Below are 19,892 nucleotides of genomic sequence, written 5' to 3'. Positions count from 1 at the left end.
TAAATGTCATGATTTCTGTAGATTCTGTGATTGATGAGCAATTTCCCAAAATTTCTAAGAATAGTCCCCGTTTAAAAAAGACCTTAACGGTATTGTTTAAATATTTGTTTCACGAGGCAGAGTTTAAACAGTTTGAACGCGATTACCCCTACGTTCAGGGTTTGGATTTTGTTGAAAAGGGCTTGGACTATTTTGATTTTGGCTACGCCATTAGCGCCTTGGATAAAGAGCGTATTCCGGTAAGTGGGCGCGTAGTGATTATTTCTAATCACCCCATCGGCAGCCTTGATGGTTTAGCTTTGCTTAAGTTGGTGTCAGAAGTCCGCAGTGATGTAAAAGTCATTGCCAATGAATTGCTCTACGCCATCAAACCGCTGCGTTCACTTTTATTGCCCGTCGATAATATGAGTGGCAAGCGCAATCGCAAAGAAAATTTGCAGGCAATTCATAATCACCTAAATGACGAAGGCGCAGTGATTATCTTCCCAGCTGGCGAGGTGTCGCGCTTTAGTCCCGCTGGTATTCGCGACGGTCGCTGGCGTAATGGTTTTATTAAATTTGCCAGTAAAGCCAAGGCGCCAATTTTGCCGGTGCATATCAATGCGCGAAACTCGGTGTTTTTCTATGCCCTGTCTATGCTGGCAAAGCCGCTGTCGACTTTATGGTTGATTCGGGAAATGTTTAAACAAAATAATCGTACCGTGCGGGTGACGATTGGGCCGGCTATCGAAGCTGATGTTTATGAGAAGTTGCCACTAACCGCACCCGCTAAAGTGCGTTTATTTAAAAAGCATATTTATAAATTGGGTCGCCGTAAGCGTGGTGGTGAACCGTGTTTTATGCCGGTTGCCCAAGCGGTAGCTCATCCAGAAGATCGTCAGGAATTACGCCGCGCAATTCGCAAATGTGATCACCTAGGCAGTACCCGCGATGGCATGGAAATTTATTGCTATCAGTACAGCGGTGATTGCACCGTCATGCGTGAAATTGGTCGTCTTCGCGAAGTGAGTTTTAGAGCGGTGGGTGAAGGTACCGGGCGCCGTCGCGACGTGGATGCTTTTGATGCCTATTACGACCATATCGTATTGTGGGACGAAACCCAGTTAGAACTGGTGGGTGCCTACCGATTGAAGCGGGTAAGTGATTTGGAAGACGCGCAAACGCTTTACAGCGAATCGCTATTTGAATATCAAATTCCCTATGCTGAAGAGTATTTTGAGTGTGGTGCAGAATTAGGCCGCAGCTTTGTGCAGCCGCGCTATTGGGGGCGAAACGGCCTAGATTATTTGTGGCAGGGTTTAGGTACGTATTTGCGTCGCTACCCCGAAGTACGCTATTTATTCGGCCCCGTTAGCTTGAGTGACAGTCTGCCGCGTGGCGCCAAGGATTTAATTATTCAGTTCTATCAGGCGCATTTTCCTGTGAGTCAGCCCTGGGCGAATGCCAATAGTCCGTATAAAAGTGAGTTGTCAGAAGCAGTATTTAGCGGCCAAGACTACCGCACTGAGTTTGCGATACTTAAAGAGAAGCTGGCAGATATGGGCTGCGCTGTACCCACCTTATACAAGCAGTACACTGAACTGTGCGACGAGGGTGGGGTAAGTTTTACCGCCTTTAATGTTGATCCTGATTTTGCTGACTGCATCGATGGTTTGGTGTTAGTTGATTTAGAAAAAATGAAGCCGGCGCGTCGTAAGCGCTATTTAGGTGAACAGCCTTCTGGTGTGCAAAATAGCGAGGCAGCGTAAACATGAATGTATCGGCGGTAGGGAGTCTTCCTTGCTCGCCACTCTTGGCGCAATCTGCTTTAAGCACACTAGAATAATAAAATTTATTCAAGCGGCAACGATCAGTTGCCGAAATACCCCAATCAACCAATCGGCATCATCGATGGGTAAATCATGGCCTGCGCTGTTGTGCAGTATTAGTGGGTAATGATATTTCTTCGCTAAATATTCGCTGCATTTATGTGAGACCATTCGATCTGCTCGGCTGCTTATGAAGTAGCCTTGCACTTTATTGAGTTTATCCATGTGCGGTGATTGAAAACGCGAGGCGGCGATTAATTGCCTTACCACATTCGTTTTTGTGGCAGGGCGGCGTTCACGTATATGGCACCACTGCGGCAATAGCTCGGCGTGTTGTGCTTTGTTATTGCTCACCATATTGAGTATGGCGCGCTCTTGGCTCTGTGTTGAGCGTGATAATAAAGCATGGAGTGTTGCGGGAATGGCGCTAGGTTTTAGCCTGTTTAGTAGGCCGCAATCGGCGCTACTGGTGCTGATTAAAATAGCTGCGGCAATGTCGCCATTTGAATTTGCCAGCCAATCAAGTGCGACCATCCCCCCTAAAGATAACGCTACGATGCCGAAGGGTTTGGAGATGGCTGCAGGTAGGCGTTGCTGAACATCTTGGCGGATCTCAGCGATAGATAGCGGCGATGGGCGCTGGTGTTCGCTACCAAAACCAGTAAGATCTATAGCATGGCAGCGCCAGCCCAGCTCGGTTTCGCAGCGCGCAATAAAATCGCCCCAATGGGCTTTTTCACGGCTGAGGCCGCGCAGAAATATCCAATCTTTGATTGCGTTAGTTTCCAGTGCAAGCTGACTCATAGCTGTCTATACCACAGGCTTTGGGCCATTTGTTGCATCTCTCTTTCCTGCTCGCCACGTGGTTGCCAGTGCTCAATATTTCTCGCTGCGGCCAATAAAAAGTCGATTAGTAAAAGATGGCCGCGCAAGACTCTCGCGTGGCGGTGGGGGACGGTGGGATTAAATAAGCCGGCAAAACTAAATAGCTGTTGTGGGTGCTTTTTTACCCAAAGCCATGAACCCATTTCTAGGGTGAGGGGTAGCAAGGTAACCCCATCGGCGCGACATTGGCGATGAAAGTAATCCCATATATCACCATGACTTAGATAATGCATGGCTTGGGGGCCAAATACATAGTTGTGATGGGGGAAGTTGCGTTCCCATAAAAGTTTTAGGGCGACGTAGCTGCCGATGTCGTCGATGGGTTGGCGGCGATAGGCGTAGGGAATCCATAAGTGATCTTGAAATCCAAAGCCGGAGTGGAAGTCCACGACGATGCTTGGGCGACCAACTTGGCAGTAGCGTTTAATAATATTTTGTAGTGCGACAAACTCCCCTTCAAAGTCGGCGCCGCGTTTTCCCCTATACCATGGGATGGTCTTGGATATGCGCTGGCCGCCGACTAAAAAAGGAACTTTGTCTTCGGCATCTATCGGTGCGTGTCGATTTAAATCAACCCCATTGGGATTGCAGCGCGAATCCTGCAGCATACCGCCGGGGTTTACTATCGGTGCGGCAACTATTGCAATGTCCTGCTCAAATTGCGCTCGCCAATGGGTGTCCCAGCGGCAGCGCTCTATCACGGTTTCTAGCCATGCCAACAAGACTTGCGTGCCGATGCGTTCAACGCCGTGAATACCGGCGGTAAGAATTAGGCAGTGCTTGGCGGTGTTGGGATTGCCAATTGTGAGTGAGACGACGGGTAGAGTAAATTCGCCTACTTCAACGAGTGCTTCGGTGCGCGTGGAGATTAAGTCGCCGGCTTGACGGCAAAGCTGCTCCATAGAAATGAGTTCAGACAGGCGCTGGCGAAGTCGCCCTCGGCAAGCATCCATTACCGTTGTGAAGTCAGGTAAATCGGGGCCGCAGAGAGCGGCCTCCATGTCGCCTTCTGGCTCGAGAATACGTGCTGGTTCTTGGTGACTCATGGCGGGAATTAACCTGTGGCTGCAATAGCCTCGATGGGTCTACCGGTCTGCTCCCAGAGTTCAGCTACCAATTTAGTACTGTCGTGCCACTCGCCACTTAATAGCCAGTCGCAGATCGCTGCGGCAACATCAGGGTAGTGGCAAGCTTGTTGAGGAGGAATATTTGCTAGCCACTTTTCGATATGGCTTGCAGAAAAATCATACATCACGGTGGCCGCGCCGAGCTGTTGCAGCGCGGCGGCATTGCCGAGTTGTTCAGACTGGCCTGCAACGGGCTTTGTCAGTGCGGGAATACCCATGTGTAGGCATTCGCTAATTAGCTCAAAGCCGGAGTTGCAAATAACACCTTTTGCTCGGCATAGATCGTGTTTAAAGTCGTGCAGGCTGGTAGGGCGTCGGCTGATATTGTCGCGCTCCTCACGCTCTAACTGAGGCGCATATTGAATAAACTTCTGCTGGGGAAATTTTGCCAATGCTGCGCTGACTTCTTGCTGATCTTCAAAGGGCAAATACACCACAATATGTGGGGGCGTGGTGCAGGGTTGACGAATCTCGTCGGGGTTAATAATGGGGGGCGCGATATTGGCGTTAAAACTGTCCCAATGTAAGCCGAGTCGATATTGGGTAGGCGCAAAAAATTTCATGATAAGTCGATTTCGCAAGTCTACCCCGCTTTGCGGCACATTGGGGTAACCAAAGGCGTATTGATGGCCTACGCCGATCACTGGCTTTTTCTGCAGTCGTCCCGCCCATGCGGTGACTGGCTCAAAGTCTGTGACTATGGCGTCGTAGCTGCTTAAATCGAGTTTGCGAACGTCGCGAATAAAGCGGAATGGCTTGGTTTGCATCAATGTTTTGACGGCGCTGATACTGCCTTTTTCAGTTGCAAAGGTCAGTCCGTCGCGCAGCTGGTAGTCGCCAAAAATGTCCATATCAAAATAGTGTTCTGGGTCGCGTCCAGAAAATAAAAATTGCACGTCTACATTTTTTTCTGCGAAGTGCTGGGCCATCATGCGGGCGCGAGAAATATGGCCATTGCCGGTTCCCTGTACGCCGTAAAGCAATTTCATAGTCGTTCTCTTGAAGTGAGTGTGTGCCGACCGCTTTCATTCTGAATTGGCCGGTAAGGAGTGGGGGACTGATTTATAAATGGCATGGACGTAGCGCCGTCGCCGCGATGCTTAAGGCGTTTAGACGGCCGTGACAATCGAGTGACCTAGATGTGCAATGCCAATGCCTAAACCGGCACCCGCAAGGGTGTCGGTGGGGAAATGCACGCCGAGAATGACCCTAGAAGCACCTACTGCGATTGCCCACAAAAATAGGGGTGCGCCGATAGCGCCAAAGAACAATACCGTCATGGTCGCCAGTAAAAATGCCGCTGCGGTGTGTCCCGAAGGAAAGCTGAATTCGTCCGAGGCGATGATGGCGGCGCTAAAGGCTGGAATAGCCGCCGGTGGACGTTTTCTGCGGCAGGTGTTTTTTAGCACCCAGTAGGCGGGAAGCCATGCGGCAAAACTAATAATAACCGCACTAAAATAGCTTAAGCCTTGGCTCGCACCCATGACGTAAACGCAAAGTGGGAGACCGAGTTGAGCGTAGCCGTCGCCGGTTTTTGATATACTGCGGGCTACACGAGACAATTGCTGCTGGTGGCGGGTGTTAACGCAAGCCAGAAACATTCGCACATCGAACTGATTTATCGACTGTATTAAGCGCATAGTTTTATCCTCACACCTGAAACCATACGCTGATGTGTTTTCAGTATTGTGACGACTATATTGCAGTTTAAAGACAGTGCGCGCTGATGTTCCTAGGCGTTTTCGATTAGTAGTATGCTACCGCGATGATGACGACTGGTGATGACTTCACGGGGGATTAGCTCGGCAAAAAAATCGTCTATGCAGGCTTCGGCAACGGCTAGAAAGGGTGGGCGGTGCGGATCGGCAATGATGATTTTTTTAACACCGGCTTCTACCGCTCGATGAATTAGATCGAAGACTTCTTCACTCATTTCATCCCAAAAGCAGATGTCGCTGGCGATGATGGTGTCGTTTTGGGCGAGTTCAGTGCCGCTCAGTTCCGTAAAGCGCGCAATCTGGGTCTTGATTGCAACATCATTGTGCTCAGCTAGCAGCGATAAATACGGGAAAACAGCAGAATCGGCATCCATTGCGCTTACGTCGGCGTTGAGGTATTTGGCGCAATATATGCTGGCTAATCCCCAGCCACAGCCTAAATCAAGCACTTTGCTGGCTGTGGGTAATGGGTTTTCCCGCAGGTAGTCTATGAGCAGGTAGGCGCTGCCCCAGAGTTTGTTGCCGTGTAAATGGGTGGCTTTGGTGGCGCGTTTTAGGCGGCGCATATCGGGGTGAGCTGCAAGCAAAGTGCGAACACCAAAATATTCTCGAACGTGGGTAGCGGATGCGCTTGGCATGGGTATTCCTACTAACATTTGGTCTGTTAATTTTTACGTGTGCTGGCAAGCTTAAAATAGCGATCTTAATTGTGAAACAGAGGCAATACCATAATTAGCACCGAGAATTGCATGGTGTGGGGCTGGCACTTTTATTGGTTTGATTGAAGCTAAGGATAGAGTTTGTGACGACATTTGATTACGACGTATTGGTATTAGGTAGTGGCCCAGCGGGCGAAAGTGCGGCGCTAAATGCGATGAAGCATGGACATCGCGTAGCGGTGATTGAGGCGCAGGATACCGTCGGCGGGGCGTGTACCCACCAAGGTACTATTCCATCGAAGGCACTGCGGCATATGGTGCGCCAGGCCATTCGGTACAACACCACGCCGGCGTTCCGCGATATTGGCGACCCGCGCACACTGACTTATCCGCGCTTGTTAAGCCACGCCAATGAGGTTATTGCGCGGCAGGTAGATATGCGCAGCCGGTTTTATTACCGCAACCAAATTCGCCTATTTTTTGGTCGTGGTCGCTTTGTCGATAAACACACCATCGAAGTGATTTCTGAGGAAGGGCAGGTGGAGTTGTTGACCGCTGCCAGCGTTGTTATTGCAACGGGCTCACGGCCCTATCAGCCGGAAAATATCGATTTCTCGCATCCGCGGGTCTACGACAGCGACAGCATTCTTAAAATGACCAACACCCCAGGCAAAATCATTATTTATGGGGCGGGGGTAATTGGTTGCGAATACGCGTCAATTTTCTCCGGCATTGGGATCAAAATTGAGCTGATAAACAGCCGCGACCGTCTGCTGGAATTCTTGGATGACGAAATTTCCGACGCGCTCAGTTACCAATTGCGCAATACCGGCGTCATGATCCGGCATCGCGAAGTGTATAAATCGGTAGTGACCAGCGATAAGGGCGTAGAGGTACTGCTGGAGTCCGGCAAACGCCTGCATGCAGATGCACTGCTTTGGTGTAATGGCCGCAGCGGTAATACCCAAAACCTGGGGCTAGAAAATATTGATTTAGAGACCGATCATCGCGGTCAATTGGTGGTAGACGAGCACTACCAAACCCGTGTACCGGGCATTTACGCCGCGGGGGATGTTATCGGTTGGCCTAGCCTGGCGAGTGCTGCCTACGACCAAGGTCGCTCGGCGGCGGCGTCGGCAAGAGGAAAAGAGCACTGCCGCTTTGTCGATGACGTCCCCACCGGTATTTATACCCTGCCTGAAATCAGCTCTGTTGGTCAGACCGAGCGCGAGCTGACCGAGGCAAAGATTCCCTACGAGGTAGGTCGCGCCTTTTTTAAGGATACCGCCCGTGGCCAAATCAGTGGCGAAACAGTGGGTATGCTCAAGCTCCTCTTTCACCCCGATACCCTAGAGATTTTGGGGATTCACTGCTTTGGGGCCGAAGCGGCGGAGATTATTCACATCGGTCAGGCCATTATGAAGCAGCAAAATGGCGGTAATACCCTGCGTTACTTTGTGACCACCACCTTTAATTACCCGACGATGGCAGAGGCTTATCGCACTGCGGCGCTGAATGGTTTGAATCGTCTATAGTCGTCACCGCTAATCGTTGCCGGTTAGTGAGTGATTACCTTGCTTTAGAGGGCGGGCACAATTTTTTAAATTATTTGCGGTATACGTATAAATATTTGTTGACAGAAAATCGAGTTCATCATAAATAGTGCCCTGAACAACCACGGTTAGCCGAGGGGTTCATTCTGTATCTACGAAGTACTGGAGTGGGCAAGTAATGGCAAATGACCTAGCCGATGATGATATCGACGACATCATAGATGACGATTCCTCAGATGACTTTGAGGAGCGCCGTTTAATGGGTGGTGGCGATAGCAGTATTCGTCGCAAAATCGAAGAGCGCTTAGAGCGCAAACGCCTTATGGATGAATTGGATTTACTGGACGATTTCGACCTGTAAAGACGCTAATTCTCTGACATTTGGTGTAATTTCCGTCTAAACGCCACATTTTGTGGCGTTTTTCTTTTCCTTTCCTATCTCCTTTACTCCCCACAAGGGCTTGTATTGCTGAAAACCGGCGACGGTTATAACATGCAGAGAGAATTTGCATGTATTAGCTGCCGGCGTTAGGGTTATTATCCTTACTCCTTAGGGGTGGCGGCAAAAAATACCCGTGCGTCATAAATAAAACAGGATTTAGTAATGAATTGGAAAGCCTTGTCTGCGGTAGTGGTGATAGTCGGGATAGCCGGATTTGTCTGGTATGTCTTGGATCGTTCTGCGAACAGTGAATACAACGACACTGTTATCGAAACGGTTGAGGACTTAACACCTAAAAAGGTGGTGAAGGAAACTCTGGCGGTCGAGTCTGAGGAAGACTACAGCGAGAAAGCGGCCAAGGCACCGGCGCCACCGGTGGCCATAGATGGTAGCGACGGACAAATTCGCGACGCGGCGGCAACGCTTTCCGAGCCTTTGGCTGGCTGGTTGCAGCCCGCCGAGCAAATGCGTAAGTGGGTGTCGGTCATTGACCAATTAGCGACCTACCGTTTTCCGACTAAGCATCTGCCGGTGGTATATAACAAAGAGCCATTTTTGGCGGTTAAAACGGAAAATGGCTTTCAGAATGATCCTGGTAATTACAAGCGTTGGGATCATTTAATCAATACGGTTACGGCAATTGACCCTAAGAATTTGGCGATTTACTACAAGAAATGGTCACCTTTTTTAGAGGGGACTTATAATGAGTTGGGTAATCCTCAGTCCTTTGATAATCAGCTTCGTACCATGATTGAGCATTTTTTGATCGTCGAGCCCATTCCCGCAGACGCGGCGCTAAAACAGCCCAAAGTGCTGTATGAATATGTTGATCCGGCCTTGGAAAATGCCGATCCTCTCAGTAAATGGATGTGGCGTCTTGGCCCAGACAATATGGCCAAATTACAAAATTGGCTGCGCGAGTTAGAAAGTTACCTGTAATTCCCCTTCTAAATATCGCCATCCGTTTGGATGGCGATATTCTAAAATGCCTTAGTTACACTCCTGTTTTCAGAACTGCCTTATAGGGGCGATATGCGCTATGCGGGTATCGCCTTTGATAATAATTCTATGAACACAGGTGACAAGTCATGCCAGTAAGCCCTCTTGATTTACACAATAGCAATATTCTTATTACCGGCCCGACAGGGCAGGTAGCGGCGCCCATTGTTGACGCCTTGAGTAAAATTGCCAATGTGACCGCCCTAGCGCGCTTTAGCAAAGACAGTGACAAAACGGCATTAGAGCAGCGCGGTGTAAAGGTGATCCGAGCAGACCTTGCCGATAAAGGCAGTTTGGCAGCCTGCCCAGACGATTTTGATTATGTGTTGAATCTAGCGGTGGTTAAGTCCGGAAATTTTGATTATGACCTTGCCGCAAATGCTGAGGGGGTGGGAAATTTGATGGCGCGATGCCGCAGCGCCAAGGCCTTTGTGCATTTTTCTTCTACGGCGGTATACGAATACGCTGGGCCAGTGCCACGGAAAGAAACTGATCCGCTGGGAGATAATCACCGCGCGATGTTCCCCACCTATAGCATTGCAAAAATTGCGGCGGAATCGGTGTGCCGGTTTGCGGCTAAGCAATTTGATATTCCAACCACGATTGCACGCTTGAGTGTGCCCTATGGCAATAATGGCGGTTGGCCGTTTTTTCATCTGCTAATGATGAAAGAGAATATGGAAATTGATATTCACCCCGAGGGGCCGAATAGCTATAACTTGCTTCACGCCGATGATTATATAGAGAAGATTCCCTACCTATTGGCAGCGGCGAGCAAGGAGGTTACAACCATTAATTTTGGCGGCTCGCAGGCGGTGAGCATTGAAGAGTGGTGTGCCTATTTGACCGAATTAACGGGGTTTGAGCCTAAATTTAGCGAGAAAACCACGGCCTTTGGCAGTTTGGCGATAGACACCACGCGGATGCACGAATTAATCGGTGAAACCCGCGTGGATTGGCGCGAAGGGCTTCGTGGGATGATTGAAAACCTCGCGCCGAACTTGCTTCGCTAATCGGGTAGAAAAGAGAGCAGCCGCTTGTTTATAGCGGCTGGATTTGCCCTATCAGATGTGGCTTAACACCAGTCTTATCTCTCAACTCGAATTCTAGGCTAGCGCCTTTGGCTTCGTAGTCTAAACGGACACTCGCGGGCAAAAATATCGGCGTTTTAAACTCAACCTGGCAGCGGTAGGCGTCCGCTTGAATCTCCTTGTTCAGTGCTGCTAAGCACGCAGCCTTGCTCCACATACCGTGAATGACCATACGCCTAAACCCAAGAATTTTGGCGCTGATGTCGTGCAAATGAATGGGGTTGAAATCGCCCGAGGCACGGGCATAGCTGCGCGCGTCGCTGCGGCTAATCGTAATCGTGCGAGATTGTGCGTAGCTGCGAGGCTCTGCACGGGCGGCTTTGGGTGCGCCGGGAATGCCTGTTTTGGCGCGGGACAAATAGCGGCTGTCATCTTCCCAAATTAATTCGTCACCGCTATAGGCTTCGCAGTGAAAGGTAAATTCATAGCCCTTGTCAGTAACGCTGTGCTCGGCAATATTGCAGCGTAGGCGCAGTACCTCTGTTGCCGCGATGGGGCGATGCTGAACAATGGTATTACTTAAGTGTACGCAGCCCATAGGCGCCAAGGGAAAGGCTTTGTCTAACATCATTTTCATATGCAGACGAAACATCTGTACATGTAAAAAGCTCATCGACAGTGTGCTGGTGTTTTCATCAAAACCACAGGCCCGATTGTAGCGACGCAGTTGCTTGCTATTGCAGCGAATATTGGCAACTTCTAATACATAGTTTGGAAACGAGGGGGAGTTGCTGGGCTTTTTTCGGGTAATCGCAGCCTTTAACAGCATAGGTGGGGTACTTGGCAGCGCGTTTAGCCTTAACTCATTGCTTGCGGTCATTCGACTCTATCTCCATACTGAGCTTGGCACAGTGGTTTGTAATACACGTCAACAAACCCTAGAGTATAATGAAAAACGCGGCATCAGGAATTTGCCGGCTTCAGTGTCGTTTACGGCAGTTCGGTCAATGCATGCCAGTGTTGATATTTTTGTATAACAGATACCAACTTGAATGACAGCATCAAATCCTAAACATTTTTCTGACCTCAGCGACTCCAGCTTCTTAATTCAGCTGGTTTATCCGGCTATGCAAAGCATGGGTTTGGATGTCGATCGCATTGTGAGCGAATGCCGCATATCGCCGACCTTGCTACAGGATCGCAGCGCGCGTTTTCCCCATACCGCACAGCTACAGTTCTGGCGTGTGCTTGAAGAGGTCAGTGGCGACCAGAATATAGGCCTACATCTAGCAGACGCGGTACAGGTCTATCGCGGTCAGGTATTGGAATACCTCTTTCTCAGCAGTCCAAATTTTGGCGAAGGCTTAAAACGCTCGCAAAATTATCAGCGCTTAGTTACCGACGCCATGCAATTTGAGCTGCAAATTGCAGAGCCGCAGTCACGGTTGATATTGGAGTTTGCCGGCGATGATGATCCGAGCTTCCGTCATCGCAATGAATGTTTTGCACGGTTCCTAATTCGCTACTTTCAGGCGGTGACCGACGGGGCATTCGTGCCTGATGCGGTGAATTTGACCCACGCTGCAGTTGGCGATGTTAGTGAATATGAAAAGGCATTTGGATGTCCGGTAAATTTTAGTAGCTCGGAGTCATCCTTAGTCTTTGCTTCGTCTATTCTTGCTACGCCGTCTACCCATGCCGAGCCGGATTTGCTCAAGCTCCATGAAAAGCTGGCAAGCAAACAGTTAGAGCGTTTGTCGCGGCAAGATGTGGTTGGAGACGTAAGGCAGATAATTGCCGAGATGTTAGAGCTAGGCCAGCCGAGCTTAGAGAATGTGGCTGAGCGATTAAATATGAACGAGCGCATTTTGCGCGCCCGTTTGACCGAGGCGGGTACCAGTTTTAATCAGGTGTTAGCGGATTATCGCTGTGTGCTTGCAAAGCGCTTGCTGGCCCGCACCGACGAAAGTATTGCCGATGTGGTCTATCTTACTGGCTTCTCTGAACCCAGCACTTTTTATCGCGCGTTTAAGCGCTGGACAGAGCTCACGCCAATAGAATACCGACAAATGAAAAAGGCAGCGCAGCTTAGCGATAAAGACTAGCGGCGCCGATTACTACTCTTCTCGAATTCTTAAAAAGCTAGCAAACCGAGGCGTGCCGCTTCCAGTCAGGCCATAGTATTTGTAGGTGATAGTCGTACCTATGGCCGGCGGTGACTGACGCTGGGCGTCTGAAAATCCGCTGCCGATTTTAAATTTAATTCCGTCACCGGTTTCTACTAGCAATGAACCTAACATACCTTTGTATTTGCCCTTGCCACCTATATGGCCAATAACAGTGGCTTCAGCGTCTTGATAGAGTTTTAACTTAAGTAGATCATCGCTTCGCTGGGAGCGATAGGGAGCGCTGCCTAAATGCAATATAAGCCCTTCGGCACCTTCAGCCACCAGTGCGACTAAATGCGCCATCAACGTTTTTTCATCGCCAAATTTTTGCTGTGCGACCAAAACTAAATAGGGTGACTGGTTTTGGCTGATAATGTTTTTAAGTTTATTTAAGCGCTGATCGAAGCTACCTTCCGCCCTTGGAAGGTCAAAAACCATAAACCGTATTTCACGCCACTCGGATTCATCTGGCGTGTCTTTACGAACCGCACCAGAAAGTTCGTCGAAGCGTTGTCGACCAAGCCATAACTCGCCGTCTAAGGGTGTGGCTGGAAATTGGGCGGTAAACCAAGGCGGGGCGTGGTAGACATTGCCCTGCCTAGACAGAAGCGTTTTGCCATCCCAGTAGGCTCTCACACCATCAAATTTTTCACTTACCCAGTAGTCCTTTAGCTCGATGTTGCTGTGATAGGTGTTGGCGAGCATTAGCTTAGGCTGTGTTTCTGCCTGTGCGCTAGATGATAAAAATACTAATAGCAGCGCGAGCTGTAGTGTTGAGAAGTTTATGTAGACCGAATAAACGGATTGAAGCGCAGCCATTGTGAATCCTCCCTGATTCAAAATATGCTTTGAGTATAATAGTCTTGGAATAGATGCAATAAAACAGTGTTCTTAGTAATGCTTGGCGCGTTTAGCGACGTACCGGCAACCGAATTCTGCTCAGACAGAAAATCCTGCATCTTTGTGAAAGGGACTTTTCCACCCGCCCTGCCAACACTTATATCTGCCCACCCACACCTTTGAATTTTTCAACAAAAGCGGCAATTTTCTGAAACACCGTTTGCTTCTGGGTTCGGTACTGCGGATTCAATGGGCTAAGTTTGGGCAGCGCTTCATTAAGAGCAGTTCCATTTTCAGAGGCGTACTCACGTTTGAGTGATGAGGCAATATAGCGTTTGGCAGCATCGATATTGAGCTTTTCAGAGGCAATAATGGCATCGGCTTCGCGCTTCTGCTCCGCCTGGGCGAATTTGAAAAAGGCGTCGATAATGCTGGCTTTGTCATTGATCTCATCCAAGTTTGTCTGGTTAATAAAATCAACCACCAAGCTTTCTTTCGCTCTATTGCCAAGGCTACCGCGGATCATACGGCGGACTTCTTCAATCAAGCCTTCTTTGCTCTTGTTCTTCTTATTGTGATCAAAAATCAGTTCAAGAATGTAATCGAGGTTTATTTCTTGGGATTTAAGCAAATCAATTTCAAAGACCACGTCGTCCCAGTTTGCCGTTGACTTATCTTTGTCCTGACCTTCTTTATCGCGTCGCAACCACTCGCGGGTATCGTTGTAGGTAGAGCGATAATCTTGAATAGCACGTTCGCTCGGCATATCGATGGTTTGCATTGCCTCGATGTCAGCATCGTCCAGATAGTACTTTGCCTTGAACTCTTCAACAGCTTGTTCATCACTGGTATCTAAGCTTTGCAGCGCTTTTAATCCAGCAAACTCATCGTAGTTTTGTAAAATATTTTCTGCTTTTAAGTATTCACCAAACAGCTTGGCAAATTCTTTTTTATCTTGTTCTTTTTCAATATTTTCTGGGTTTGGAAAGCGTTCTTGCAACTCTTTTACGATATCAACAAAACCTCGACGCGCTTGGCCAGTAGCAATATCGTTAAAGCCTTCCATGTATTCTTTGTAGCTCTTCTCCAGCACCACGTTTTTGGTGTTTTTGTCACCAAACAAGGTGATAGCATCAATGGTTGCCTGCTCTAAGTCCCGGAAGGTAACAATATTGCCAAAGGTCTTCGTCGCATCATAAATGCGATTGGTGCGAGAAAATGCCTGCATCAAGCCGTGATAGCGCAAATTCTTATCAACAAACAAGGTGTTAAGCGTAGGCGCATCAAAGCCCGTTAAAAACATACCGACCACTATGAGCAGATCTATTTCTTGATTCTTCACGCGCTGGGCAAGGTCACGGTAGTAGTTCTGAAAACCATTACTGTCCACGCCATAGTTAGATTTAAACATAGCGTTGTAGTCAATGATCGCGGCGCTCAAAAACTCTTTCGCACTGCTGTTTAGGCTACTTACTTCAAAACTCTCATCTAAAATATCACCAATGGCGTCCTGCTCTTCATTGGCAGCAAATGAGAAGATAGTCGCAATGCGCAGAGGTTTACTTGTGGCTCCATTCTCAGCTTCGGCCTGCAATGTTTTGAAGGTTTCATAGTATGCTTTCGCTGCATCAACACTACTTACCGCAAACATGGCGTTAAACCCTTTGGCGCCAGAATAGGCTCGATGTGTTTTCTGGTTAAAATGGCTCAGAATATACTGCGATATTTCACGAATGCGCATCGGGTGTAAGAACGCTTTCTTGTTCTCCGCGGCACTGAGCTTCTTATCATCCTGCTCAGTCTCAATGCTCTTAAATTGAGGGCGAACGTCGTTATAGTCCACTTTGAACTTGAGTACTTTTTCATCACGAATGGCATCAGTGATCACATAAGTGTGCAACTGCTGGCCAAACACGCTGCCCGTGGTTTCAGCACCCAAGGCGTTTTCAGGGAAAATTGGCGTACCGGTAAAGCCAAACTGGTAGTACTTTTTGAATTTCTTCTTCAGGTTTTTCTGCGCCTCACCGAACTGGCTTCGATGACACTCATCGAAAATAAATACCACTTGCTTGTGGTATATAGCTAAATCGCTTTCGCTTTTGATTAAGTTGTTGAGTTTTTGGATAGTGGTAACGACAATCTTGTTATCGTCTTTATTCAGGTTGCTTTTAAGCCCTGCGGTACTGTCCGAACCGTTCACACTATCAGGCGAGAACCGCTGGTACTCTTTCATGGTCTGATAGTCGAGGTCTTTTCTGTCAACCACAAAAAAGACTTTATCTATACAGTCTAAATCGGTGGCCAAACGTGCCGCTTTAAAGCTAGTGAGTGTTTTTCCTGAACCTGTGGTGTGCCAAATGTACCCACCGCTCTCGGTGTTGCTCCAGTTCTTAGCGTTAAACGCGCTCTTTATCTTCCATAAAATGCGCTCAGTGGCCGCAATCTGGTAGGGGCGCATTACAAGCAAGGTATTGCTGACATCAAATACCGAGTAACGCAAAATTACTTCAAGCAAGGTCTCTTTCTGGAAAAAAGTGGCGGTAAAGTCTTTTAAATCCTTGATCAGCGTATTGTCTGACTTCGCCCAGTTCATCGTAAAGTCGAAGCTGTTTTTGTCTCGTTTAGTGGTATTGGCAAAATAGCGCGTGTCGGTGCCATTAGAGATCACAAACAGCTGTAAGAACTTGTACAACGAGTGATCGCTATTAAAGCTTTCTTTGCTGTAGCGATGTATTTGGTTAAACGCCTCACGGATCGCCACACCACGCTTTTTCAGTTCGATTTGCACCAAAGGCAAACCATTGACCAAAATCGTCACATCGTAACGGTTGGCATGGCTTCCCGTTTGCTCAAACTGCTTTATGACCTGCACTTTGTTACGCGCAATGGTTTTCTTGTCGAACAGGTAGATGTTTTCTATATGGCCATCATCAAAGACAAAATCGAAGATATAGTCACTGTGCACCTTGCGGGTTTTGTCGAGAATATTGTCGCTGGGTGTGTTCAGGTATTGCTCGCAAAAGCGAGCCCATTCGGCATCAGTAAACTCGACCTTATTAAGGGCTTGTAGCTGCTTGCGCACATTCGCCATCATGGCATCGGGTGTCGTTAGTGCAGGTAAATACTCATAGCCCTGGTTGCTTAAATCTTCAATAAGCTCACGTTCTAAATCCCCTTCGCTTTGAAAGCTTTCAGCGACTTTCCACTCTTTGCTGTATTTGTCTAAAACAATAAAGTTTTTTGATTCGGCAATTGCTTTGTAATCGCTCACGAAAGAACCTCCCAATGTCCGGTTTTCTTGGCACCGACCCGTTTCAAAAATAAATGCTCTTTCAGTTTTTTAATGCGGCGCTCAATGGTACTGAGTGCCTTTCCTGTCTGTTCGGCTAGCATGGCATTTGTGATATAGCGGTCTGCTTTTATCAATTCTAGAATGGCGTGATCCAGAGGCGACAGTTTTAAACCTGCATTTATACCTGCACTTATACCCGCATTTTCAAACTGGCGGGAAGTACTGTCCTCAATGGCATCCAGTATCATCTGCAACATATATCGGATAAACGGCGAACAATCCGTTTGGGCGGTACTGTTGCGGATAGCAAGGTAGTACGCCTCCTGATGCTGGTGTACCAAACTTTCCACCGGGATATTAATAAAGATGGGCTGCCATTTAGATAGAATCAGCGTTTGCCATAGTCGCCCCATGCGACCATTACCATCGGCAAACGGGTGAATAAACTCAAATTCATAATGAAATACACAGCTGGCAATCAATGGATGGTCTTTGGTTTGTTTGAGCCATTGAATTAAATCAGCCATTAAACCGGATACCTGATGGGCAGGCGGCGTAACGTGATGCACCACACCGCCTTTATGGATACCCACGCCTTTACTGCGAAACTCACCCGCATTGGCAAAAATATCTGACAGCATTAAGCCATGAGCAGTAAGTAAATCGTCAATGGCGCTAGGGGTAAATGTAGGAAGTGCATCGTAAGCCGCAATGGCACCTTTTACCTCGGCCAGTTCGCGCATGCTACCTAGCACAGGCTTACCTTCAACAATGGCGGTCACTTGCTCCTCGGTTAACGTATTACCTTCAATCGCCAGTGTGCCTGTAATGGTTTTAATGCGGTTTTGCTTGCGCAGTTGGGATGATGCATTCAACTGGCTGGCATTTAATTCACCCACCTGTTGGCTGATTTCTGCCACTAAATTGAGGATTTCGCTGGTAAGGGTGAAAGGCGGCTTATATCTCATCATTCCCCTCCCTCGGAGGGGTGCCCGAAGGGCGGGATAATTCCCCTCCTCTGGAGGGGTGCCCGAAGGGCGGGATAATTCCCCTCCTCTGGAGGGGTGCCCGAAGGGCGGGATAATTCCCCTCCTCTGGAGGGGTGCCCGAAGGGCGGGGTGGTTCCTTAAAAACACAACAACCCCATCCATATTTTGCAAAACATCTTTTGCTAGAACACGAATTACCGTCAGTCCTAAATCATTCAAGTAAGCATCTCGTTTAGCATCTTGCGCTTGTTTACCGTCGTGAGAACTGCCGTCAACTTCAATCACAACGGATTTTTCTGCACAGTAAAAATCAACAATATAATTGCCAATAATTTTTTGACGATCAAAGTCTAATCCATTAAGTTTATTTGACTTTAATTCCAACCAAAGCAACGCTTCGTGCAATATACCGGCTTTGCGCAGAGCCTTAGCTTTATCTTTTAAGGCTGGATTGTAAGGCAGCGATTTGTAGGCATTGGTTTTTCTCATCAAGAACCACCCCGCCCTTCGGGCACCCCTCCAGAGGAGGGGAATTGGGGGAAGCTCAACAACAGCTCACGATAATACTCGTATTGCTTTTGGCGTAGCTCGATTTCGCGTGGGAGACCTTCTTGCAGGGAAGTTGTTAAGGTGTCGAATTTATCCAATATCGCTACAATTCGCGCCTGCTCGACCAATGATTTCTCAGGCTCATTTGCGTAAGGAACAGGTAACCTAAAGTTCTTAATGATTGTCGAATTTAGATCTCCTCTTGCACCTTGTCCTAAAGCTTTTATGTTTTCATAATTGAAACTAACCCAATGAAAGACGTATCGGTATAGGGCTTTTTTATCGTCGATTTCCAAACATCCACAGTGCTGATTTGTTGTTAGTGGAATCTTATTAATTGCTGATCTTCCAGCAGTTGCTCCAGAGATAGCAATTATTACACAGTTTTCTGGAATCCATTTGGCTGATGAATTTTTCAACGCAGCTGGCGTTATAAATACCTCAGTTTCAGATACGTCAGAAAACTTCACTTCCTGAGTTCTCAACCAAGGAATATTGCCGCCTTCGTAGAATTCAGGCTTTCCAGCAGTAGGTGTACCACCTGAGTACCATTTTTTTGTGACATAACCTAGGGTCATCCATTCAAAATCACCTTCTTCAAAACTCAACAACTGGTCACGGTAGTAGTTGTATTGTTTTTTGCGCATGTTAAGCTCGGCGGTCAGCTCGGTGGTCATGGAGGTAAATGCGTCCAGAATACGCACTATTTCAGCTTGTATTGCCAGTGATTTTTCTGGGTTATCTGGGCATGGAATGGGGACTGCAATTTTTTCAACCTGATGACTCATTAGCTTCGGATTACCCATACCTGAGTAAACGTACTTTTTAGCTTCAGTTGTCAACCAATAATACAAGTACTTACCCGTGGTGCATTTAGGAAATGACCACTTTCAGGTTGTTTAATTTATTCCCTTCACGTTGGTTGAACCATTGAATTAATGTGAGGGACGCTATCTTTGTCACAATTCTGCGCGAAATACCCTTGAACGATTTTGCATAATTCCGCCGTATCATGAACTGGTCACAAAGTTGTGAAAACAATGTTTCGATCCGCTTTCTGGCTTTACGATATTTAGCCGGAAAGTCTCTAAACTCTTTCTGGTTCTTTCGCATCGGTGTTTGCAAATTGATACAACTTGATGAAAATAAATCTGTTTGCCAAACTCTGCTCAAATACCCTTTATCGCCAATCAAAACACAATTGTTTAACTGGCCTTCAATATCGTTTAGGTAATGGATGTCATGAACCGAAGCCTTTGATATATCGTACATTTTTAACACGCCACTCGGTGAGCAAACCGCGTGTAACTTATAGCCAAAGTAGCGCATATTTTGTGCTGCACAAAAACCAAAATCTGGCGAGCTAGATTCAAATTCTTGGCAAATTTTACTGCGATTAGATCGACTCATTTTACACACTTCCAATGGCATGCTATCGACAATATTTATATCGTTATCAACATCTAATCGCGTGACAATAGCGCTTCTGATTTCTTCTAATTTAAAACTCAACCTTCGCGCTCTTCTGTTATAAACGGAGCGCTCAATTTTCCCATTGATGCACGCAGGCAGCTGTTTGAACAAAAAGTGTTCTGAATCAATGCCCAGTGTTTCAGCTGCAAGACTGAGCGCGAGTAGCTCCTTATCGCTTAGCTTAGGTGTTCTGATTTGATTCAAAAAATTATCGGCTGGCTCAATTTCGTGCAAAAGAGACAGAATTTTGCTATAAACGCTGTGTAAGTTACTCATCTCGTTACCATTTTTCTCGTAAACTAATGATAACCTCTTTATGAGGGTGAGTAACTTACCTCCTTCCTAAATGCACTACGGGT

General features: G+C 47.6%; 17 protein-coding genes and 1 pseudogene. 6 read left to right on the top strand and 12 right to left on the bottom strand.

Annotation, left to right across the window (positions count from 1 at the left end; genetic code table 11):
* The first annotated feature begins 8 nt into the window (after nt 1-8).
* The gene (gene olsF, locus C0068_RS01760) at nt 9-1,748 is read left to right on the top strand and encodes a bifunctional ornithine lipid synthase OlsF (protein WP_103682776.1); all 1,740 of its coding nucleotides are present in this window, start codon (nt 9-11) and stop codon (nt 1,746-1,748) included.
* Nucleotides 1,749-1,835: 87 nt separating this feature from the next.
* On the opposite strand, the gene C0068_RS01755 is transcribed toward olsF, so the two are convergent.
* The 5 genes from C0068_RS01755 to C0068_RS01735 form a co-directional block, all read right to left on the bottom strand.
* Nucleotides 1,836-2,612 carry an alpha/beta fold hydrolase gene (locus C0068_RS01755; RefSeq protein ID WP_103682775.1) on the bottom strand — a complete coding sequence of 259 codons (777 nt, stop codon included), beginning with the start codon at nt 2,610-2,612 and terminating at the stop codon, nt 1,836-1,838.
* Nucleotides 2,609-3,739 carry a DUF2817 domain-containing protein gene (locus tag C0068_RS01750; protein WP_103682774.1) on the bottom strand — a complete coding sequence of 377 codons (1,131 nt, stop codon included), beginning with the start codon at nt 3,737-3,739 and terminating at the stop codon, nt 2,609-2,611. Before C0068_RS01750 ends, C0068_RS01755 begins: the two co-directional genes overlap by 4 nt.
* Nucleotides 3,740-3,747: 8 nt before the next feature.
* Nucleotides 3,748-4,809 (bottom strand): MJ1255/VC2487 family glycosyltransferase, encoded by a 1,062-nt coding sequence (locus C0068_RS01745; RefSeq protein WP_103682773.1) that lies wholly within the window; start codon nt 4,807-4,809, stop codon nt 3,748-3,750.
* A 120-nt stretch (nt 4,810-4,929) separates the two neighbouring features.
* Nucleotides 4,930-5,460 carry a phosphatase PAP2 family protein gene (locus tag C0068_RS01740; protein ID WP_199176083.1) on the bottom strand — a complete coding sequence of 177 codons (531 nt, stop codon included), beginning with the start codon at nt 5,458-5,460 and terminating at the stop codon, nt 4,930-4,932.
* A gap of 92 nt (nt 5,461-5,552) precedes the next feature.
* Entirely contained in the window at nt 5,553-6,176 is a 624-nt protein-coding gene (locus C0068_RS01735; RefSeq protein WP_103682772.1) for a class I SAM-dependent methyltransferase, read from the bottom strand.
* Nucleotides 6,177-6,340: 164 nt separating this feature from the next.
* On the opposite strand from C0068_RS01735, the gene sthA reads away from it, so the two are divergent.
* The 4 genes from sthA to C0068_RS01715 all read left to right on the top strand — a co-directional run bounded on the left by sthA (nt 6,341) and on the right by C0068_RS01715 (nt 10,204).
* The gene (gene sthA, locus C0068_RS01730; protein ID WP_103682771.1) at nt 6,341-7,732 is read left to right on the top strand and encodes a Si-specific NAD(P)(+) transhydrogenase; all 1,392 of its coding nucleotides are present in this window, start codon (nt 6,341-6,343) and stop codon (nt 7,730-7,732) included.
* Nucleotides 7,733-7,928: 196 nt separating this feature from the next.
* Entirely contained in the window at nt 7,929-8,111 is a 183-nt protein-coding gene (locus tag C0068_RS01725; RefSeq protein ID WP_103682770.1) for a hypothetical protein, read from the top strand.
* A 243-nt stretch (nt 8,112-8,354) separates the two neighbouring features.
* Nucleotides 8,355-9,131: a DUF3014 domain-containing protein gene (locus C0068_RS01720; protein ID WP_103682769.1), complete on the top strand. Its 777-nt coding sequence runs from the start codon at nt 8,355-8,357 to the stop codon at nt 9,129-9,131.
* A 149-nt stretch (nt 9,132-9,280) separates the two neighbouring features.
* The gene (locus C0068_RS01715) at nt 9,281-10,204 is read left to right on the top strand and encodes an NAD-dependent epimerase/dehydratase family protein (protein ID WP_103682768.1); all 924 of its coding nucleotides are present in this window, start codon (nt 9,281-9,283) and stop codon (nt 10,202-10,204) included.
* 28 nt (nt 10,205-10,232) lie between these two features.
* Here the strand turns inward: C0068_RS01715 and C0068_RS01710 are convergent, their stop codons facing one another.
* Nucleotides 10,233-11,102: a MaoC family dehydratase gene (locus C0068_RS01710; protein ID WP_103682767.1), complete on the bottom strand. Its 870-nt coding sequence runs from the start codon at nt 11,100-11,102 to the stop codon at nt 10,233-10,235.
* 172 nt (nt 11,103-11,274) lie between these two features.
* Here C0068_RS01710 and C0068_RS01705 point away from each other — a divergent pair, with 172 nt between their 5' ends.
* The gene (locus tag C0068_RS01705; RefSeq protein WP_103682766.1) at nt 11,275-12,327 is read left to right on the top strand and encodes an AraC family transcriptional regulator; all 1,053 of its coding nucleotides are present in this window, start codon (nt 11,275-11,277) and stop codon (nt 12,325-12,327) included.
* Between the two features lie 12 nt (nt 12,328-12,339).
* Here C0068_RS01705 and C0068_RS01700 read toward each other — a convergent pair whose 3' ends face one another.
* The 6 genes and pseudogenes from C0068_RS01700 to C0068_RS01675 all read right to left on the bottom strand — a co-directional run bounded on the left by C0068_RS01700 (nt 12,340) and on the right by C0068_RS01675 (nt 19,809).
* The gene (locus tag C0068_RS01700; protein WP_103682765.1) at nt 12,340-13,209 is read right to left on the bottom strand and encodes a DNA ligase; all 870 of its coding nucleotides are present in this window, start codon (nt 13,207-13,209) and stop codon (nt 12,340-12,342) included.
* Nucleotides 13,210-13,387: 178 nt separating this feature from the next.
* A complete protein-coding gene (locus tag C0068_RS01695; RefSeq protein ID WP_103682764.1) occupies nt 13,388-16,501 on the bottom strand; it encodes an HsdR family type I site-specific deoxyribonuclease in 3,114 nt (1,037 codons plus the stop codon).
* Nucleotides 16,498-18,000: a DUF559 domain-containing protein gene (locus tag C0068_RS01690; protein WP_199176082.1), complete on the bottom strand. Its 1,503-nt coding sequence runs from the start codon at nt 17,998-18,000 to the stop codon at nt 16,498-16,500. Before C0068_RS01690 ends, C0068_RS01695 begins: the two co-directional genes overlap by 4 nt.
* Nucleotides 18,000-18,707: a restriction endonuclease subunit S gene (locus C0068_RS01680; RefSeq protein ID WP_350339218.1), complete on the bottom strand. Its 708-nt coding sequence runs from the start codon at nt 18,705-18,707 to the stop codon at nt 18,000-18,002. The genes C0068_RS01690 and C0068_RS01680 overlap by 1 nt, the downstream gene beginning before the upstream one ends.
* Before the next feature lie 12 nt (nt 18,708-18,719).
* A pseudogene (locus C0068_RS19760) lies at nt 18,720-18,920 on the bottom strand (restriction endonuclease subunit S); the annotation flags it as partial.
* Nucleotides 18,921-18,933: 13 nt separating this feature from the next.
* Nucleotides 18,934-19,809, bottom strand: a complete 876-nt coding sequence (locus tag C0068_RS01675; RefSeq protein WP_103682565.1) for an IS982 family transposase — start codon at nt 19,807-19,809, stop codon at nt 18,934-18,936.
* Nucleotides 19,810-19,892: the final 83 nt, after the last annotated feature.

The sequence above is a fragment of the Zhongshania marina genome, assembly GCF_002915595.1.
In the GTDB taxonomy this organism is placed as follows: domain Bacteria; phylum Pseudomonadota; class Gammaproteobacteria; order Pseudomonadales; family Spongiibacteraceae; genus Spongiibacter; species Spongiibacter marinus_B.
Note: the sequence above shows the minus strand (reverse complement) of the source record. Positions and strands in the feature narration are given on the sequence as shown.

What these genes read in the sequence shown, in the direction of transcription:
- olsF (WP_103682776.1), top strand. Translation starts at nt 9, where the DNA reads ATGATTTCTGTAGATTCTGTGATTGATGAGCAATTTCCCAAAATTTCT.
- C0068_RS01755 (WP_103682775.1), bottom strand. Translation starts at nt 2,612, where the DNA reads ATGAGTCAGCTTGCACTGGAAACTAACGCAATCAAAGATTGGATATTT.
- C0068_RS01750 (WP_103682774.1), bottom strand. Translation starts at nt 3,739, where the DNA reads ATGAGTCACCAAGAACCAGCACGTATTCTCGAGCCAGAAGGCGACATG.
- C0068_RS01745 (WP_103682773.1), bottom strand. Translation starts at nt 4,809, where the DNA reads ATGAAATTGCTTTACGGCGTACAGGGAACCGGCAATGGCCATATTTCT.
- C0068_RS01740 (WP_199176083.1), bottom strand. Translation starts at nt 5,460, where the DNA reads ATGCGCTTAATACAGTCGATAAATCAGTTCGATGTGCGAATGTTTCTG.
- C0068_RS01735 (WP_103682772.1), bottom strand. Translation starts at nt 6,176, where the DNA reads ATGCCAAGCGCATCCGCTACCCACGTTCGAGAATATTTTGGTGTTCGC.
- C0068_RS01725 (WP_103682770.1), top strand. Translation starts at nt 7,929, where the DNA reads ATGGCAAATGACCTAGCCGATGATGATATCGACGACATCATAGATGAC.
- C0068_RS01720 (WP_103682769.1), top strand. Translation starts at nt 8,355, where the DNA reads ATGAATTGGAAAGCCTTGTCTGCGGTAGTGGTGATAGTCGGGATAGCC.
- C0068_RS01715 (WP_103682768.1), top strand. Translation starts at nt 9,281, where the DNA reads ATGCCAGTAAGCCCTCTTGATTTACACAATAGCAATATTCTTATTACC.
- C0068_RS01710 (WP_103682767.1), bottom strand. Translation starts at nt 11,102, where the DNA reads ATGACCGCAAGCAATGAGTTAAGGCTAAACGCGCTGCCAAGTACCCCA.
- C0068_RS01705 (WP_103682766.1), top strand. Translation starts at nt 11,275, where the DNA reads ATGACAGCATCAAATCCTAAACATTTTTCTGACCTCAGCGACTCCAGC.
- C0068_RS01700 (WP_103682765.1), bottom strand. Translation starts at nt 13,209, where the DNA reads ATGGCTGCGCTTCAATCCGTTTATTCGGTCTACATAAACTTCTCAACA.
- C0068_RS01690 (WP_199176082.1), bottom strand. Translation starts at nt 18,000, where the DNA reads ATGAGAAAAACCAATGCCTACAAATCGCTGCCTTACAATCCAGCCTTA.
- C0068_RS01680 (WP_350339218.1), bottom strand. Translation starts at nt 18,707, where the DNA reads ATGCGCAAAAAACAATACAACTACTACCGTGACCAGTTGTTGAGTTTT.
- C0068_RS01675 (WP_103682565.1), bottom strand. Translation starts at nt 19,809, where the DNA reads ATGAGTAACTTACACAGCGTTTATAGCAAAATTCTGTCTCTTTTGCAC.